At 65.8% G+C, this 16,369-nt stretch carries 16 protein-coding genes; 9 read left to right on the plus strand and 7 right to left on the minus strand.

What is annotated here, in order from left to right:
* Window position 1: 1 nt before the first annotated feature.
* The 3 genes from ACFPU0_RS17630 to ACFPU0_RS17640 all read right to left on the minus strand — a co-directional run bounded on the left by ACFPU0_RS17630 (window position 2) and on the right by ACFPU0_RS17640 (window position 2,788).
* A complete protein-coding gene (locus tag ACFPU0_RS17630; protein ID WP_377694550.1) occupies window positions 2-445 on the minus strand; it encodes a tripartite tricarboxylate transporter TctB family protein in 444 nt (147 codons plus the stop codon).
* Between the two features lie 65 nt (window positions 446-510).
* Window positions 511-1,485, minus strand: a complete 975-nt coding sequence (locus ACFPU0_RS17635) for a Bug family tripartite tricarboxylate transporter substrate binding protein (RefSeq protein ID WP_377694552.1) — start codon at window positions 1,483-1,485, stop codon at window positions 511-513.
* A 37-nt stretch (window positions 1,486-1,522) separates the two neighbouring features.
* Window positions 1,523-2,788 (minus strand): OprD family porin, encoded by a 1,266-nt coding sequence (locus ACFPU0_RS17640; protein WP_377694553.1) that lies wholly within the window; start codon window positions 2,786-2,788, stop codon window positions 1,523-1,525.
* Window positions 2,789-2,990: 202 nt separating this feature from the next.
* On the opposite strand from ACFPU0_RS17640, the gene ACFPU0_RS17645 reads away from it, so the two are divergent.
* Together ACFPU0_RS17645 and ACFPU0_RS17650 are read left to right on the plus strand one after the other, a co-directional pair.
* Window positions 2,991-3,662: a response regulator gene (locus tag ACFPU0_RS17645; RefSeq protein WP_377694554.1), complete on the plus strand. Its 672-nt coding sequence runs from the start codon at window positions 2,991-2,993 to the stop codon at window positions 3,660-3,662.
* Window positions 3,655-5,040 (plus strand): sensor histidine kinase, encoded by a 1,386-nt coding sequence (locus ACFPU0_RS17650; RefSeq protein ID WP_377694555.1) that lies wholly within the window; start codon window positions 3,655-3,657, stop codon window positions 5,038-5,040. Before ACFPU0_RS17645 ends, ACFPU0_RS17650 begins: the two co-directional genes overlap by 8 nt.
* Before the next feature lie 189 nt (window positions 5,041-5,229).
* Here the strand turns inward: ACFPU0_RS17650 and ACFPU0_RS17655 are convergent, their stop codons facing one another.
* The 3 genes from ACFPU0_RS17655 to ACFPU0_RS17665 form a co-directional block, all read right to left on the minus strand.
* Window positions 5,230-5,985 carry a substrate-binding periplasmic protein gene (locus ACFPU0_RS17655; RefSeq protein ID WP_377694556.1) on the minus strand — a complete coding sequence of 252 codons (756 nt, stop codon included), beginning with the start codon at window positions 5,983-5,985 and terminating at the stop codon, window positions 5,230-5,232.
* A 64-nt stretch (window positions 5,986-6,049) separates the two neighbouring features.
* A complete protein-coding gene (locus tag ACFPU0_RS17660; RefSeq protein ID WP_377694557.1) occupies window positions 6,050-6,886 on the minus strand; it encodes an HDOD domain-containing protein in 837 nt (278 codons plus the stop codon).
* Window positions 6,887-6,917: 31 nt separating this feature from the next.
* On the minus strand, window positions 6,918-7,859 hold the full coding sequence (locus tag ACFPU0_RS17665; protein ID WP_377694558.1) for a YgfZ/GcvT domain-containing protein: 942 nt from the start codon (window positions 7,857-7,859) through the stop codon (window positions 6,918-6,920).
* A gap of 119 nt (window positions 7,860-7,978) precedes the next feature.
* On the opposite strand from ACFPU0_RS17665, the gene ACFPU0_RS17670 reads away from it, so the two are divergent.
* Both ACFPU0_RS17670 and ACFPU0_RS17675 read left to right on the plus strand, forming a co-directional pair.
* The gene (locus tag ACFPU0_RS17670) at window positions 7,979-8,233 is read left to right on the plus strand and encodes a succinate dehydrogenase assembly factor 2 (protein WP_377694559.1); all 255 of its coding nucleotides are present in this window, start codon (window positions 7,979-7,981) and stop codon (window positions 8,231-8,233) included.
* A complete protein-coding gene (locus ACFPU0_RS17675) occupies window positions 8,217-8,669 on the plus strand; it encodes a protein YgfX (RefSeq protein ID WP_377694560.1) in 453 nt (150 codons plus the stop codon). The genes ACFPU0_RS17670 and ACFPU0_RS17675 overlap by 17 nt, the downstream gene beginning before the upstream one ends.
* Here the strand turns inward: ACFPU0_RS17675 and nadB are convergent.
* Window positions 8,638-10,254 carry an L-aspartate oxidase gene (nadB, locus tag ACFPU0_RS17680; protein WP_377694561.1) on the minus strand — a complete coding sequence of 539 codons (1,617 nt, stop codon included), beginning with the start codon at window positions 10,252-10,254 and terminating at the stop codon, window positions 8,638-8,640. The genes ACFPU0_RS17675 and nadB overlap by 32 nt on opposite strands.
* Window positions 10,255-10,635: 381 nt before the next feature.
* On the opposite strand from nadB, the gene rpoE reads away from it, so the two are divergent.
* The 5 genes from rpoE (at window position 10,636) to lepA (ending at window position 16,366) form a co-directional block, all read left to right on the plus strand.
* Window positions 10,636-11,217 (plus strand): RNA polymerase sigma factor RpoE, encoded by a 582-nt coding sequence (gene rpoE, locus ACFPU0_RS17685; protein ID WP_044870604.1) that lies wholly within the window; start codon window positions 10,636-10,638, stop codon window positions 11,215-11,217.
* A 31-nt stretch (window positions 11,218-11,248) separates the two neighbouring features.
* On the plus strand, window positions 11,249-11,842 hold the full coding sequence (locus tag ACFPU0_RS17690; RefSeq protein ID WP_377694562.1) for a sigma-E factor negative regulatory protein: 594 nt from the start codon (window positions 11,249-11,251) through the stop codon (window positions 11,840-11,842).
* 8 nt (window positions 11,843-11,850) lie between these two features.
* Window positions 11,851-12,801: a MucB/RseB C-terminal domain-containing protein gene (locus ACFPU0_RS17695; RefSeq protein ID WP_377694563.1), complete on the plus strand. Its 951-nt coding sequence runs from the start codon at window positions 11,851-11,853 to the stop codon at window positions 12,799-12,801.
* A gap of 192 nt (window positions 12,802-12,993) precedes the next feature.
* The gene (locus tag ACFPU0_RS17700) at window positions 12,994-14,415 is read left to right on the plus strand and encodes a DegQ family serine endoprotease (protein WP_377694564.1); all 1,422 of its coding nucleotides are present in this window, start codon (window positions 12,994-12,996) and stop codon (window positions 14,413-14,415) included.
* Between the two features lie 151 nt (window positions 14,416-14,566).
* Complete coding sequence (lepA, locus tag ACFPU0_RS17705; RefSeq protein WP_377694565.1) at window positions 14,567-16,366, plus strand: translation elongation factor 4; 1,800 nt, start codon at window positions 14,567-14,569, stop codon at window positions 16,364-16,366.
* The last annotated feature ends 3 nt before the right edge of the window (window positions 16,367-16,369 follow it).

A 16,369-nucleotide genomic window follows, 5' to 3' on the forward strand; every position in this document is an offset into this window, starting at 1 on the left:
CTCAGTTCTCCAGGAAGGCCAGCAGGCCCATGGGCAGCGGAACGTCCAGCAGGTAGTCGAACAGGCCGTAGAGCAGGGCACCCATCAGTACGCCGCTGGCCAGGCTCGGCAGCACGCGGCCTTTGAACAGGATGCCCAGGCCGAAGCCCGCCAGGGCGGTGCTGAGGATGAAGCCCAGCGGCTCGAAGAGCAGGGCATAGGCGAACATGGCGATGATGAAAATCGCGACCTTGCGCGCCAGGGACCAGGAGATCGGCAGGTCCTCGGCGTCGCCCGGCTTGTAGATCAGCCAGAGGGCGGCCACGGCCATCAGGAACAGCAGCAGCAGGGGATAGGCGCGCGGGCCCACGGGGTCGTAGCTGAAGGGCGCCTGGAACCCCCAGGCGACCACGGCGAGCAGGGCACAGACGAGCAGCCAGACCGCAGCGAAGATTCGTACGTACATGGCGGTTTACCTAGGAATGCGGAAGCCACCCCTCTCCCGGGGGAGAGGGGGCCGTGATTGGGGGGTTACTGCGCCAGGCCGAACTCGCCGGCGAGCTGCTTGTACTGCTTCACCTGGTCGAAGACGTAGGCCTTGAGCTGGTCGCCGGTGAGGCTCAAGGGGAACAGGTCGCGCTGTTCGCGCAGCTTGGCGAAATCCTCGCTGGCCAGCAGGGTGTCGAACTGCTGCTTCCACCAGTTGAAGTCCTCGTCGCTGACTTCCGGGCCCATGTAGAAGCCGCGGATCACCGGCCAGGTGATGTCGAAACCCTGCTCCTTGGCAGTGGGGATGTCGGCCAGCTTGCCCGGCAGGCGCTGGTCGGAGAGCACCGCGAGGATGCGGATCTTGCCGGCGGCCAGTTGCGGGGTGACTTCGCCCAGGCCGCTGCTGGTGACCTGGACGTGACCGCCGAGCATGGCGGTGAGGGTTTCGCCGCCGCCCTCGAAGGCCACGTAGCGCAGCTTCTGCGGGTCGATGTCGGCGGCGCGGGCGATCAGCGCGGTCTGCATCCAGTCCTGGCCGCCGATGGTGGCGCCGGCGCCGAAGACAATGCTGGCCGGGTCCTTCTTCACCGCTTCGACCAGGTCGGCCAGGGTCTTGTAGGGGGAGTCGGCGCGCACCGAGATGGCGCCGTAGTCGGTGCCGATACCGGCCAGCCAGCGCACCGCGTTCTCGTCATAGCGGCCGAACTTGCCCTGGGCCAGGTTGAGCAGGGAGCCGGAGGAGAAGGCGGTGATGGTGCCGGCATCCTTCGGCCGCTGGGCCACTACGGCGTTGTAGGCCACCGCGCCCACGCCGCCCGGCATGTAGGTGACGCGCATCGGCGCCTTGAGCAGGCCGCCGTCCTTCAGGCCGCTCTGGGCCAGCTTGCAGGTCAGGTCGAAGCCGCCGCCGGGCTTGGCCGGGGCGATGCACTCGGGGCGCTTGGGCTCGGCCAGCAATTGGGTCGACAGCAGCAGGCCCGAGGTGATCAGGGCGATGCGGGAGAGGGCGGTTTTCATCGGTTTTCTCCTGTGGAGTCTTATTGTGGTTCAGGCGTTACCAGATCGGCAGTGCGTAACTGACGATCAGGCGCAGTTCATCCGCGTCGCGGGCGAAGTTGGAGCGGAATCCGGCGTGGCGGGCGCGGAAGGTGAGGTTCTTCAGGCTGCCGCTGGGCACCACGTACTTGAACTCGACATCGCGTTCCCACTCGCGGCCTTCTTCGCTGCTGCCGGCCACCTCGGCGTTGTCGCTGGTGATGTAGCGGGTCATGAAGCTCAGGCCGGGCACGCCCATGGCGGCGAAGTCCAGGTCGTAGCGGGCCTGCCAGGAGTGCTGGTCGGCGTTGGCGAAGTCGTTGATCTGCACGAAGTTGACCAGGAAGGGGTCGCTGCCATCGATGTAGGCGTAGCCGGTGTCGCCGCTCATGCGCTGGTAGCCGAGGCCGAGCTTGTGACTGCCCTGGCCGTAGCTGAGCATGCCGTTGAGGGCGCGGTTGTCCACCCTGCCGGCTTCGGCACGGCCGCTGTCGTCGCTGACGGCATAGCGCAGGTCGGCGCTCAGGGTGCCGGCCCCCAGCGGCTGGCTGGCCAGCAGGCCGAAGAAGTGCTGGCGGTAGACCTCGTCCAGTTCGGCGAAGTAGTAGCGGCCGGTGTAGTGCTCGCTGAACGCATAGTCCGCACCCGCGAGGTCATAGTGATCGCCGGTGGCGGCTGCGGCGAAGCGCTTGTTCTTGTTGCTGATGGCGAGATCTTCGGAGTCGGTGGAGGCGCGGTCCTTGACCTCCGACAGGCGCCCGCCGGTGAAGGTCAGGTTGCGGACTTCCTTCGAGGTGAGCAGGCCGCCCTCGAACACCTGGGGCAGGATGCGGCTGTCACTGGCTTTCACCACCGGGAGCTCGGGAATATGGGTGCCCAGGCGCAGTTCGCTCTTCGAGGCGCGGACCTTGGCGGTCAGGCCCAGCTTGCTGTATTCGTCCGGGGTGCCGCCGTCGTCCTGCACCGGCAGCAGGTCGGTGCCGCTGCGGCCCGGGCTTGAGTCCAGCTTGATGCCGAGCATGCCCAGGGCGTCGAGGCCGAAACCGACGGTGCCTTCGGTGTAGCCGGATTCGAGGTTGAGGATGAAGCCTTGCGCCCATTCTTCCCGCTTGGACTGGCCGCTGCCGTCGCGGAAGTCGCGGTTCAGGTAGATGTTGCGTGCTTCGAGGGTGGCCGAGCTGTCCTTGAAGAATTCGGCCTGGGCCATGGGGGCCAGGGTGCAGCTGGCGATGGCGAGGCTGAGGATGCGAACAGGCGGCAGTGCCCGCCGTGCGGCAGTGAGCATCGAGTGGTCTCCATTTGTTGTTCTTGTCTGCCGGCGCAACCACGGGCCGGCTTTTTACGGGTGGTCCTTGCCACCCTGCCCTGATGCTATGCAGCGAAACTTTCGCCAGGCTTTCAGCGTGAAAGAAAGTCGCCTCGGCATTCACAGGGTCCGGCTGCCCGTTAAACTGCTGGTCGATAGCTGCCATTTCGGAGACTCTCTCGTGCGAATCCTGCTGGTCGAAGACCATCCCCAGCTGGCCGAAAGCGTTGCCCAGGTGCTCAAGGGCGCGGGCTGGACGGTGGACGTACTGCATGATGGCGTGGCTGCCGACCTGGCCCTGTCCACCGAGGACTACGCCCTGGCGGTGCTGGATGTGGGGCTGCCGCGCATGGACGGGTTCGAGGTGCTGGCGCGCCTGCGCGGGCGCGGCAAGACCCTGCCGGTGCTGATGCTGACCGCCCGTGGCGAAGTGAAGGACAGGGTCCATGGCCTCAACCTGGGGGCGGACGATTACCTGGCCAAGCCCTTCGAACTGTCCGAGCTGGAGGCCAGGGTCAAGGCGCTGCTACGCCGCAGCGTGCTCGGTGGCGAACAGCAGCAGCGCTGCGGGGCGCTGGTCTACGACCTGGGCACCCGGCGTTTCAGCCTCGACGACGAAATCCTCAGCCTGACCTCCCGCGAGCAATCGGTGCTGGAGGCATTGATCGCCCGGCCGGGCAGGGTGATGAGCAAGGAACAGCTGGCCTCCCAGGTATTCGGCCTGGACGAGGAGGCCAGCCCTGATGCCATCGAGATCTACATCCACCGCCTGCGCAAGAAGCTGGAGGGCAGTGCGGTGCGCATCGTCACCTTCCGTGGCCTGGGCTACCTGCTGGAGAGCCCGGATGCGTGAAGCCGGCAGCCTGCGCGGGCGGCTGTTGCGCCGCCTGGCGCTGATGCTCGGCGCGCTGCTGCTGATCGCCAGCCTGAGTTCCTACTGGAACGCCCGCGGTGCCGCCGATACCGCCTATGACCGCACCCTGCTGGCCTCGGCCCGAGCCATCGCCGACGGCCTCTACGAGGCCGACGGCCGCCTGAACGCCGACGTGCCCTATGTGGCGCTGGACATCTTCGCCTACGACAGTGCCGGCCGGATTTTCTACCAGGTACTGGACCCGGACGGAAAACTGGTCTCGGGCTACGACAACCTGCCGCCACCGCCGCCGGGCACCAGACGCACCGACGACTACCCGGCACTGGCGCGCTTCTATGATGGCGAATACCAGGGTGTGGGCGTGCGGGTGGTCAGCCTGTTGCAGCCGGTGAGCGAGCCGCGGTTGAACGGCATTGCCGAGATTCGCGTGGCCGAGACCGAGAGCGCCCGCGAACGCCTGGCCCGCGGTCTGCTGGTGGATAGCCTGTGGCGCCTGGCGTTGCTGGTGGTGGCGGCTCTGGTGCTGGTCTGGTTGGCGGTGAGCGCCGCCCTGCGTCCGCTGAACAAGCTGCGCCTGGCGGTGGAAGAGCGCCAGGCCGACGATCTGCGGCCCCTGCCGGAAGTCGCCGTGCAGCGTGAATTGCGACCGCTGGTGGATGCCCTGAACCAGTTCACCGAGCGCCTGCGCGGGCTGTTCCAGCGCCAGGCGGACTTCATCGCCGATGCCTCCCATGAGTTGCGCACGCCCCTGGCGGCCCTCAAGGCCCGGGTCGACCTTGGCCTGCGCGAGCAGGACCCGGCCGTGTGGCGCGCCACCCTGGAGGAAGCGGCGCAGAACACCGATCGCCTGACCCACCTGGCCAACCAGCTGCTGTCCCTGGCGCGCATCGAGAGTGGCGCGCGGGCCATCGCCGAGGGCGGCGCCGAACGCATCGAGCTGGGCCAGCTGGCTCGCGAACTGGGCATGGCCCTGGCGCCCCTGGCCCACGCTCGTGGTGTCGCCCTGGCCCTCGAGGCCGAGGACCAGGCCTGGGTCATGGGCGAACCGACGCTGCTCAACGAACTGCTCTGCAACCTGGTGGACAACGCCCTGGCCCACACGCCCAAGGGCGGCAACGTGGTGCTGCGGGTGAGCTCGCCGGCGGTGCTGGAAGTGGAGGACGACGGCAGCGGCATCCCGCCCGAGGAGCGCGAGAAGGTGTTCCAGCGCTTCTACCGGCGCAGCGTGCAGGGCCGCGGGGCGGGGCTGGGGCTGGCGATAGTCGGCGAAATCTGCAGCGCCCACCAGGCGCAGATCAGCCTGCATGACGGCGATGCGGGAGGCCTGAAGGTGCGGGTGAGCTTTCCGCCGGCCTGAGGTGTGCTGCGTGGATGGGGTCTTTGTGGGGGCGAATTCATTCGCCAAGGGCAGCGCAGCTGCCTCCTCCGCACTCTGAAGGGCGAACCTGCGGTCCGCTTGGCGATTGAAATCGCCCCTACAGGGGGCAACTACGGCGCCAGGAGCCCGGTTCAGAATCGCCGGTTGATCGGTAAAGCGTGATCCACCCTACGGCGCCAGACTGAGGGGTTGCTGCACTTCCATCAGGTACTGCGCCATCCTGCCGCTTTCCCGTAGCTGGGCGAGGCCCTTGTTGAAACGCGTCATCAGCTCGGCGTTGCCCGGCACCTCGCGGGAAAGCATCAGGTGCAGGCTGTCGCTGCGCAGGGGCTGGGGGTGGAAACTCATCCGGGCGCGTTCGGCGGAACTGAACTGGTCGTTGAGCAGGGCGAAGGCGACCACCTTGTCCATCGGGAAGGCGTCCAGCCGGCCGGCAAGGACCATGCGCAGCCCCTGTTCCTCGCCGCTCAGCCGCTGGACCTGGATGCGTCGTTCGAGTTCCGCCTGCTGGAAGGCCGCACCGTAGTCGTAGCCCAGCGCGCCGCCCAGGCGCAGCCCGGCAAGGTCGGAGACCTGCCGCCAATCCAGCGGGCGGTCCTTGCGGTGGAAGAAGTAGTAGGTGCTTTCCACCACCGGGTCGCTGATGTAGAAGCGCCGCTCCCGCTCCGGGCTGCGCAGCCAGACGGCGGTACCGGCGCGCTCACCCTGTTCGGCGAGGTGCAGCGCGCGGGCCCAGGGATAGAATTCCCAGCGCACCTGGACGCCTTCCAGGGCAAAGGCTTCCGCGACTATGCGCGAGGCCACGCCCTGGTGGGGAAGCCTGGCGCCGAGGTAGGGCGCCCACTCGCCATTGGTCAGGCGCACGTCTTCTGCGGCGGCGACGCCCTGGCAAAGCAGGCAGAAGACGAGGAGCAGCAGGCGCATGCGGTTCCATCCAGCGACGGCAGGGGAAGCCTGAGTCTAGCGCTGGACGGGATGCGCGCAACCCTTACTGGAGCATGCCCATGGCCGCTTCCATGGCGGCGGAGAGGTCCTCGTCGGCCTGTATGTCGACGTTGGGATCGAGGCCGAGCTTGGCGAAGGCGGACACCTGGCTCCAGTCGAGTTGGGTGTAGGGGTGTTCGCTGCCGAGGTAGCTCTGCAGGGTGGCGACCTGGACGATGTCGATGTAGTCGGCCCGTGGGGAATTGCGGCTGAAGTCCAGGTACTGGCTGGGCACGGCGGCGATCGGCTCGGGGAATTCCCAGGTGCGCAGGATACGGTCGCCAATCAGCGGATGGATGCGCTCGATCACATGGTTGAGGCTGATGGAGTCGGCCAGCAGCTCGTTGTGTTCTTCCGCGTAGGTGAGGATGGGCAGCACGCCTATCTGGTGCACCAGGCCGGCCAGGGTGGCCTGGTCGGGCATCAGGCGGGTGTAGTGGCGGCAGAGCACGTGGCAGATGCCGGCGATCTCGGTGCTCTTGTTCCAGACCTCGCGCATCTTGCGGTCGACCACGTCCGAGGTGGCCTGGAACATCTGTTCCATGGCAAGGCCGGTCGCCAGGTTGCTGGTGTAATTCATGCCCAGCCGGCTGATGGCCATCTGCAGGTCGGTGATTTCCTTGTTGGTGCGCAGCAGCGGGCTGTTCACCACCTTGATGATGCGCGCGGTCAGCGCGGCATCGTTGCCGATCACCTTGGTCAGGTCCTGAATGCTGGCATTCGGGTCCTCGGCGGTTTCGCGCACGCGGAGCGCTACTTCCGGCAGGGTCGGCAGCACCAGCTCATCGTTGTCGATGGCGCGGATCAGATCCTGTTGGACTTTATCGGCAAGCTTGCTCATTGGGGTTCTCATCAGGGCCGGCAAGGGCGGGCTAGCGTTGGATTTCCCGGTCGGCGTCCAGGGTATAGGGCAGGCTGAGCAGGCTCAGGGCGGGGCCGTCGGCAGCGCCCAGCTGGATGCGGCCGTCGTTCGCGGCATCTTCCTGGAGCACCGCCAGCAGTTCGCAGCCGTTCGTCGCCGGGGCCGCCAGCACCACTTCGCCCACGGAGCTCTGATGCACCGGGGAAAAGAGTTCGGCGCCAGGCAGGGGCGCTTCGCCTTCCGCCAGCGCCAGGCGGTAGAGGCGGCGCTTGAGCTTGCCCAGGTACTGCATGCGGGCGACGATTTCCTGGCCGGTGTAGCAGCCTTTCTTGAAGCTGACGCCACCCAGGGCCTGGAGGTTGATCATCTGGGGAATGAACAGCTCGCGGGTGGCGCCGAAGACCTGGCCGATACCCGCGCGCACCTGGGCCAGCAGCCAGGCGTCCAGCGTTGCCAGGGGCAGTTGGGCGGCGAGTCGCGATTCGAGGCTGGCGGCCTCGGAACGGGGCGCCCAGAGTTCGGCGCGGCCATCGGCAAGGCGCAGGGCGATCAGCCGGCCGTCACGGGCGACGCTGTCGGCGGTCTGCGGCAGGGCCAGCCCCAGGGACAGCAGGGCACCATCGCCCTGGCTGAGGCCGAAACGCACCCATTCGGCGCTTTCATCGGTCAGGGTGGACTTGGAGAAGACGGCGTATTTCCTGAGGTCGGCCAGTTGGGCCTCGACCAGGTCGCCGGACATGGCCAGGAGGAGTCCGTCGCCCTCCTGGATGATGCGGAAGCTGGAGATCATCCGGCCCTTGGGTGTGCAACGGGCACCCAGGCTGCTGGTGGCCAGGTCCAGGTAATTCAGGTTGCAGGTCAGCTGCCCCTGGAGGAATTTCGTGGCATCCACGCCGCGGACGGCGAGCAGGCCTTCATGGGTGAGCGGACAGAAGAATGCTGAGTCGGCCATTGCGGATCGCTGGAAAAAAGTCTGGGGCGCCATCATAGAGTCCCGCCGGGGGCTTGTCAGCGGGTGCCCGGGCCGGCGGCTGTGGTTATAATGCCCGCCTCTTCCCTGGAGGCGCTGTGATGGCCGACGCAATTGAACTCAACCGACTCTTCTGGCACAGCCGTCGTGGCATGCTCGAACTGGACGTGCTCCTGGTGCCCTTCGTGAAGGAGGTCTATCCGGACCTCGATGCCGAGGACCAGGCCCGCTACCGCAAGCTGCTGGAATGCGAGGATCAGGACCTGTTCGGCTGGTTCATGCAGCGCGGCGAGCCGGAGGATGCGGATCTGCGACGCATGGTTCGCATGATCCTGGACCGTGTCCAGCCCAAGTAACGCCTTCGAATGCCACTGGCGCCCGTCGCGGCGCCTGCTGGCCCTCTACCTGATCCTGTGGTTCCTGGCCGTCCTGGCCCTGTCGCTGGCCGAACTTCCCCCGTGGGTGCGGATGGCCGGCCTGTTCGCCTGCGTGCTTCATGCGGCCTGGTGCCTGCCCAGGCAGATTCTGCTGACCTCGCCCAAGGCCTTCACCGGCCTGCGCCTGGATGGCGACGGCTGGCAGCTGTGGCGGGAGTCCGAAGGCTGGCGGCCGGTGCAATTGCGCCCGGACAGCCTGGCATTACCGCAGGCGGTGATCCTGCGTTTCCGTCTGTCGGGAGAGTGGTGGGCAAGAGGGCTGTGCATACCGGCGGATGCCCTGGAACGGGATCAGCACCGCCGGTTGCGGGTGAGGCTGGGGTTCAGTCGCCGAAGGTGGGCGGCACCAGAATAGTGTCCTTGGCCTCGGGCAGCAGGTCCGGATAGTCCAGTGTGTAGTGCAGGCCGCGGCTTTCGTGGCGCTGCATGGCCGAACGTATCATCAGCTCCGCGACCAGTGCCAGGTTGCGCAGTTCGATCAGGTCCCGGCTCACCTTGTAGTTGCTGTAGAACTCGTCGATCTCGCTCAGTAGCAGGCGCACCCGGTGCTGGGCGCGCTGCAGGCGCTTGCTGGTGCGCACGATGCCCACGTAGTCCCACATGAAACGGCGCAACTCGTCCCAGTTGTGGGCGATGATCACGTCCTCGTCCGAGTCGGTCACCTGGCTGGCGTCCCAGGTGGGCAGGTCGAGGGGCATCGGCACCTGGTCCAGCTGGCTGAGCATGTGTTCCGCCGCCGAGCGGCCGTAAACGAAACACTCCAGCAGCGAGTTGCTGGCCATGCGATTGGCGCCGTGCAGGCCGGTGAAACTGGTCTCGCCGATGGCGTACAGGCCAGGTATGTCGGTGCAGCCGTGCTGGTCCACCACCACGCCGCCGCAGGTATAGTGCGCCGCCGGTACCACCGGGATGGGCTCGCGGGTGATGTCGATGCCGAAGTCCAGGCAGCGCTCGTAGACCGTGGGGAAATGGCTCTTCACGAACTCGGCGGGCTTGTGGCTGATATCCAGGTAGACGCAGTCGACGCCCAGGCGCTTCATCTCGTGGTCGATGGCGCGGGCCACCACGTCGCGCGGGGCCAGTTCTGCGCGCGGATGGAAACGCTGCATGAAGCGTTCGCCGTTGGGCAGCTTGAGCAGGCCGCCTTCGCCCCGTACCGCTTCGGTGATCAGGAAACTCTTGGCCTGGGGGTGGTAGAGGCAGGTGGGGTGGAACTGATTGAATTCCAGGTTGCCCACCCGGCAGCCGGCGCGCCAGGCCATGGCGATGCCGTCGCCACAGGCGCTGTCGGGGTTGCTGGTATAGAGGTAGACCTTGGCGGCGCCGCCCGAGGCGAGCACCGTGAAGCGTGCATGGCAGGTGTCCACCTCGCCGTTGTTGCGATTCAGCACATAGGCGCCCAGGCAGCGCTGGCCCTTGCGGCCGAGCTTGCGCTCGGTGATCAGGTCGACCGCGACCCGCTGCTCGAGCAGCTGGATGTTCGGCCGTTTCTTCGCCTGCTCCAGCAGGGTATTGAAGATCGCCGCCCCGGTGGCGTCGGCGGCGTGGATGATGCGCCGGTGGCTGTGGCCGCCTTCACGGGTGAGGTGGAACTCGAAGCCGCCGTCTTCGCGGGTGTTCTCGTCGTCGCGGGTAAAGGGCACGCCCTGGTCGATCAGCCATTGGATGGCCGCCCGGCTGTGTTCTACCGTGAAACGTACGGCGTCCTCGCGGCACAGGCCGGCGCCGGCGACCAGGGTATCTTCGACATGGGAATCGACCGTGTCGGTGTCGTCCAGCACCGCGGCCACGCCGCCCTGGGCCCAGTAGGTCGAACCATTGCTGAGGTCGGCCTTGCTCAGTACGACGATATTGAGGTGCGACGGCAGGGTGAGTGCCAGGGTCAGGCCGGCGGCGCCGCTGCCGATGACCAGGACGTCATGCTGGAAATGTTGGCTCATATCGGTTCCCGCAAGAAGAGCGGCGGCTAGTATATAGCCGGGGTGGGCGGCACAATAGCTCGCTTATGACCATGTATGGTGCCGGGGAACTTTTTTAGTCGTTCAGGTTCCATTCAGGGTCACCATTTTGAAGAGACGCTGCTTGCTTACATCGATGCAACGAATGCACATCAAATGTGCAGCCCGGATGCCTGTAGATCAAGCGATACATATTCGGCGCAGCATGGCCGCGGGCCCTGCTGCGCCATTCCGTGCAGGTAAGAAAACTATCTGCAGGAAGCTTGCTTGGAGGGGAGAACTTTTGCGCAACGCCCGAGTCTATTTTGGCAAGCCGATCCACTGGCTGGCGCGACACCCCTTCGAGATCGACGAGGAGTGTTCATGCTAACCCAGGAACAGGATCAGCAGCTGGTCGAACGGGTGCAGCGGGGCGACAAGCGGGCTTTCGATCTGCTGGTGTTGAAGTACCAGCACAAGATCCTCGGGCTGATCGTGCGTTTCGTGCATGACGCCCAGGAAGCCCAGGACGTGGCTCAGGAAGCCTTCATCAAGGCTTACCGCGCACTCGGAAACTTCCGCGGTGACAGCGCCTTCTATACGTGGCTGTACCGCATCGCCATCAACACGGCGAAAAACCATCTGGTGGCGCGTGGAAGACGCCCGCCGGACAGTGATGTAAGTGCAGAGGACGCCGAGTTCTATGACGGCGACCACGCTCTCAAGGATATCGAGTCGCCCGAGCGAGCCCTGCTTCGCGACGAGATCGAGGCCACAGTGCACCGGAGCATCCAGCAGTTGCCGGAAGATCTGCGCACGGCATTGACGCTGCGCGAGTTCGACGGCCTGAGTTACGAAGACATTGCGAGTGTCATGCAGTGTCCGGTCGGTACTGTGCGATCCCGCATCTTTCGGGCGCGGGAAGCCATCGATAAAGCCTTGCAACCCTTGTTGCATGGAACCTGAGACAGCGGCGACAGCCAAGAGGGGAACCGCCATGAGTCGTGAAGCTTTGCAGGAATCGCTGTCCGCTGTAATGGATAACGAGGCGGACGAACTGGAGCTGCGTCGAGTTCTCGCCGCCAGCGAAGATCAAGAATTGCGGGCCACCTGGTCGCGTTACCAGATCGCTCGTGCCGTGATGCACAAGGAGTTGCTGGAGCCGCGCCTGGACATCGCCGCGGCGGTTTCGGCCGCCCTGGCCGAGGAAGCGGCGCCGCCGGCCAAGGCCGTGCCTGGTCCGTGGCGCAACCTGGGCCGCCTGGCCGTGGCTGCCTCGGTGACCCTGGCCGTGCTGGCGGGGGTACGCCTGTACAACCAGGACGAGGTCGCGGGCACCCAGCAGCTGGCGCAGCAGCAGGCTACCCAGCCGGCGATGGTGATGCCGCAGGCGCAGCAGGGTGCCGTACTGGCCGGCTATAGTGAAGGTGGCCAGCAGGCGCAGCAGCCGATCGGTGCGACCCAGTCGTCTTCCGGCTGGCACGAGAAACGCTTGCCGGCCTACCTGCGGCAACATGCCCAGCAGGCCGCGATGAGCGGTAGCGACAGCGCGCTGCCCTATGCTCGCGCCGCCAGTCTGGAGAGCCGCTGAGGAGGAACATGCGCGCACTTCCGGTATTCATCTTGCTTGGCGGCTGGCTGACCCAATCAGCCCAGGCCGCCGACGCTCAGGACTGGCTGCAGCGCCTCGCTGACGCGGAGCAGCGCCAGAGTTTCCAGGGAACGTTCGTCTACGAACGAAATGGGAGTTTCTCCACTCACCAGGTCTGGCACCAGGTCCAGCAGGGTGGAGAAGTGCGCGAGCGTCTGCTGCAGCTCGATGGTCCGGCGCAGGAAGTGGTGCGCGTCAACGGGCGCACCCAATGCGTGAGCGGGTCCCTGTCCGATCAGATGGCCGATGGTCAGGTATGGCCCGCCCGCGGACTCGACGCCAAGCAGCTCTCCGAATGGTATGACCTGCGGCTGGCGGGCGAGTCCCGCGTAGCCGGCCGGCCGGCCGTGGTCCTGAGCCTGGCGCCACGTGACCAGCACCGCTACGGTTTCGAGTTGCATCTGGACCGGGACACCGGTCTGCCGCTCAAGTCGCTGCTGCTCGGCGACAAGGGTCAGTTGCTGGAACGATTCCAGTTCACCCGCATCGACACTGCCGGCACCCCGGCCGACACTGACCTGCAGCCTGGTGCGGCCTGCAAGGCGGTGCGGGTCAGCGAGGCACCGAACGAGAAGTCTGCTCTCTGGCGTTCCGAATGGCTGCCGCCGGGGTTCAGTCTGACCAGTGCGCAGGAGCGCCGTAGTCCGGCCTCTTCCGACTCCGTGTCGAGTCTGCTCTACAGCGATGGCCTGGCACGATTCTCGGTATTTCTCGAGCCCCTGCACGGTGCCGTGGTCGAAGATGCCCGCAGCCAGCTGGGGCCCACGGTCATGGTGTCCAAGCGGGTCAGTACGGCCGATGGCGATGTGATGGTGACCGTGGTCGGCGAGATCCCACTGGGGACGGCCGAGCGTGTGGCCCTGTCCATGCGGGCAGCGGAGGCTTCTGCCACGCAATGATCCGCGCTACAGGATCTACTACCTTTTCAAGGCGCGGGGGCCTCGGCTCCCGCCTTGTCTTTTTCACGATGTTCCACCGGGCCTGGGGCTGATGCTCCGGGCTCGTTTTGCTTTTGTGTTTATGTTTTGCTCGCAGGGCCGGGTGGCCCGGCGAGTTCATACCACTCGTTATGCGACGGGAGCTGTATGTCGATGCTTAACCTCAAATCCTGCATGACCGCTGTGGCAGCCCTGCTGCTGCTTGGTCAAACCCTCGTGGCCCGTGCCGAACTGCCGGACTTCACGCCCCTGGTCGAAGAGGCGTCCCCGGCGGTGGTCAACATCAGCACCCGGCAGAAGCTGCCCCAGCGCGCCGCCGGTGCCCAGGCGATGCCCGACCTGGAAGGGCTGCCGCCCATGCTGCGTGAGTTCTTCGAGCGCAACATGCCGCAGATGCCGCGCAATCCCCAGGGTGGCCGCCAGCGCGAGGCCCAGTCCCTGGGCTCCGGCTTCATCATCTCCGAGGACGGCTATGTCCTGACCAACAACCACGTGGTGGCCGACGCCGACGAGATCTTCGTGCGCCTGTCCGACCGCAGCGAGCTGGAGGCCAAGCTGATCGGCGCCGATCCGCGCACCGACGTGGCGCTGCTGAAGGTCGCGGCCAAGGACCTGCCCACCGTCAAGATCGGCAAGTCCGACGATCTCAAGGTGGGCAGCTGGGTGCTGGCCATCGGTTCGCCCTTCGGCTTCGATCACTCAGTGACCGCCGGCATCGTCAGCGCCAAGGGGCGCAGCCTGCCGAACGAGAACTATGTCCCCTTCATCCAGACCGACGTGGCCATCAACCCGGGCAACTCCGGCGGTCCGCTGTTCAATCTGGATGGCGAAGTGGTCGGCATCAACTCGCAGATCTTCACCCGTTCCGGCGGCTTCATGGGCCTGTCCTTCGCCATCCCGATCGACGTCGCCATGAGCGTTGCCGACCAGCTCAAGTCCGAAGGCAAGGTCAGCCGCGGCTGGCTGGGCGTGGTGATCCAGGAAGTGAACAAGGACCTGGCCGAGTCCTTCGGCCTGGACAAGCCCGCCGGCGCCCTGGTGGCCCAGGTTCAGGAAGGTGGTCCGGCGGCCAAGGGCGGCCTGCAGGTGGGCGACGTCATCCTCAGCATGAACGGCCAGCCGATCGTGGTCTCCGCCGACCTGCCGCACTTGGTGGGTAACCTCAAGCCGGGCAGCAAGATCAGGCTCGAAGTGGTCCGTGGCGGCAGCCGCAAGACCCTCGACATGGCCATCGGCGCCCTGCCGGAGGACGGCGACGAGATGGCCGCTGCAGCCGGCGACGGCGTCGAGCGCAGCAGCAACCGCCTCGGCGTCAGCGTGGTCGAGCTGACTGACGAGCAGAAGAAGGCCCTGGACATCCAGGGCGGCGTCGTGATCAAGGACGTGCTGGAGGGCCCGGCCGCCATGATGGGCCTGCGCCCGGGCGACGTCATCACCCACCTGAACAACCAGGCGATCACCTCCGCCAAGACCTTCACCCAGGTCGCCAAGGACCTGCCGAAGAACCGTTCGGTATCCATGCGCGTGCTGCGCCAGGGACGCGCCAGCTTCATTACCTTCAAGCTGGCCGAGTAAAGCGGTTCCCGCGCCAAGGGGCGGCCAATGGCCGCCCTTTTTCGTTTCCGCCGTCCGCCGCATGGGCGTGACGGGCTGGCCGCCGATCAGGTAAACTCCCCCGCTATTTTTCGGCGAGCAGCCTGCTCGCGGCTTTTTCGAGTGTTCATCCGTGAGTGACCTGAGTCATATCCGCAATTTCTCCATCATCGCCCACATCGACCATGGCAAGTCGACCCTGGCAGACCGCTTCATCCAGATGTGCGGCGGCCTGTCCGACCGCGAGATGGAGGCCCAGGTGCTGGATTCCATGGACCTGGAGCGCGAGCGTGGCATCACCATCAAGGCCCACAGCGTCACCCTGCACTACAAGGCGCAGGACGGTAAGACCTACCAGCTGAACTTCATCGACACCCCCGGCCACGTGGACTTCACCTACGAAGTCAGCCGTTCGCTCGCGGCCTGCGAGGGCGCGCTGTTGGTGGTGGACGCCGGCCAGGGCGTGGAAGCCCAGTCCGTGGCCAACTGCTACACCGCCATCGAGCAGGGCCTGGAGGTCATGCCGGTGCTGAACAAGATGGACCTGCCCCAGGCCGAGCCGGAGCGGGTCAAGGACGAGATCGAGCACATCATCGGCATCGACGCCACCGACGCCGTACCCTGCAGCGCCAAGAGCGGCATGGGCGTGATCGACGTGCTGGAGCAACTGGTCAAGGTCATCCCGGCGCCGGAAGGCGAGGTGGACGCACCGTTGCAGGCGCTGATCATCGACTCCTGGTTCGACAACTACCTGGGCGTGGTCTCGCTGGTGCGAGTCAAGCATGGCCGGGTGAAGAAGGGCGACAAGATCCTGGTGAAGTCCACCGGCAAGGTCCACCAGGTGGACAGCGTGGGCGTATTCACCCCGAAGCACACCGAGATGCCCGACCTGAAGGCCGGTGAAGTGGGTTTCATCATCGCCGGCATCAAGGACATCCATGGCGCCCCGGTGGGCGACACCCTGACCCTGTCGAGCACGCCGGACGTGGACGTGCTGCCGGGCTTCCAGCGCATCAAGCCGCAGGTCTACGCCGGCCTGTTCCCGGTCAGCTCCGATGACTTCGAGGACTTCCGCGAAGCCCTGCAGAAGCTGACCCTGAACGACGCCGCCCTGCAGTACGAGCCGGAAAGCTCCGAGGCCCTGGGCTTCGGCTTCCGTATCGGCTTCCTCGGCATGCTGCACATGGAGATCATCCAGGAGCGCCTGGAGCGCGAATACGACCTGGATCTGATCACCACCGCGCCCACCGTGGTCTTCGAGATCGTGCAGAAGAACGGCGACATCATCTATGTCGACAACCCGTCCAAGCTGCCCGACCTTGCGTCCATCGCCGAGATGCGCGAGCCCATAGTGCGCGCCAACATCCTGGTTCCCCAGGAGCACCTCGGCAACGTCATCACCCTGTGCATCGAGAAGCGCGGCATCCAGCGCGACATGCAATTCCTCAGCTCGCAGGTTCAGGTTTGCTATGACCTGCCGATGAACGAGGTGGTGCTGGACTTCTTCGATCGCCTGAAGTCGGTAAGTCGTGGCTATGCGTCGCTGGACTACAGCTTCGATCGTTTCGAACCGGCTAATCTGGTGAAGCTGGACGTGCTGATCAACGGCGAGAAGGTCGATGCCCTGGCTCTCATCGTGCATCGCGACCAGGCCCACTACAAAGGCCGCGCGCTGACCGAAAAAATGAAGGAACTGATCCCGCGGCAGATGTTCGACGTGGCGATCCAGGCGGCGATCGGTGGACAGATCGTCGCGCGTACTACCGTAAAGGCGCTCAGGAAGAACGTTCTGGCCAAGTGCTACGGCGGCGACGTCAGCCGTAAGCGCAAGCTGCTGGAAAAGCAGAAGGCCGGTAAGAAAAGGATGAAGCAGGTCGGCAGCGTGGAAATCCCGCAGGAAGCCTTCCTCGCTGTGCTCAAAGTGGATAGCTAGGGT

It is taken from the genome of Pseudomonas sp. GCM10022186 (assembly GCF_042656385.1).
Taxonomy (GTDB): Bacteria; Pseudomonadota; Gammaproteobacteria; order Pseudomonadales; family Pseudomonadaceae; genus Metapseudomonas.

What these genes read in the sequence shown, in the direction of transcription:
- ACFPU0_RS17630 (WP_377694550.1), bottom strand. Translation starts at nt 445, where the DNA reads ATGTACGTACGAATCTTCGCTGCGGTCTGGCTGCTCGTCTGTGCCCTG.
- ACFPU0_RS17635 (WP_377694552.1), bottom strand. Translation starts at nt 1,485, where the DNA reads ATGAAAACCGCCCTCTCCCGCATCGCCCTGATCACCTCGGGCCTGCTG.
- ACFPU0_RS17640 (WP_377694553.1), bottom strand. Translation starts at nt 2,788, where the DNA reads ATGCTCACTGCCGCACGGCGGGCACTGCCGCCTGTTCGCATCCTCAGC.
- ACFPU0_RS17650 (WP_377694555.1), top strand. Translation starts at nt 3,655, where the DNA reads ATGCGTGAAGCCGGCAGCCTGCGCGGGCGGCTGTTGCGCCGCCTGGCG.
- ACFPU0_RS17655 (WP_377694556.1), bottom strand. Translation starts at nt 5,985, where the DNA reads ATGCGCCTGCTGCTCCTCGTCTTCTGCCTGCTTTGCCAGGGCGTCGCC.
- ACFPU0_RS17660 (WP_377694557.1), bottom strand. Translation starts at nt 6,886, where the DNA reads ATGAGCAAGCTTGCCGATAAAGTCCAACAGGATCTGATCCGCGCCATC.
- ACFPU0_RS17665 (WP_377694558.1), bottom strand. Translation starts at nt 7,859, where the DNA reads ATGGCCGACTCAGCATTCTTCTGTCCGCTCACCCATGAAGGCCTGCTC.
- ACFPU0_RS17670 (WP_377694559.1), top strand. Translation starts at nt 7,979, where the DNA reads ATGGCCGACGCAATTGAACTCAACCGACTCTTCTGGCACAGCCGTCGT.
- nadB (WP_377694561.1), bottom strand. Translation starts at nt 10,254, where the DNA reads ATGAGCCAACATTTCCAGCATGACGTCCTGGTCATCGGCAGCGGCGCC.
- rpoE (WP_044870604.1), top strand. Translation starts at nt 10,636, where the DNA reads ATGCTAACCCAGGAACAGGATCAGCAGCTGGTCGAACGGGTGCAGCGG.
- ACFPU0_RS17690 (WP_377694562.1), top strand. Translation starts at nt 11,249, where the DNA reads ATGAGTCGTGAAGCTTTGCAGGAATCGCTGTCCGCTGTAATGGATAAC.
- ACFPU0_RS17695 (WP_377694563.1), top strand. Translation starts at nt 11,851, where the DNA reads ATGCGCGCACTTCCGGTATTCATCTTGCTTGGCGGCTGGCTGACCCAA.
- ACFPU0_RS17700 (WP_377694564.1), top strand. Translation starts at nt 12,994, where the DNA reads ATGCTTAACCTCAAATCCTGCATGACCGCTGTGGCAGCCCTGCTGCTG.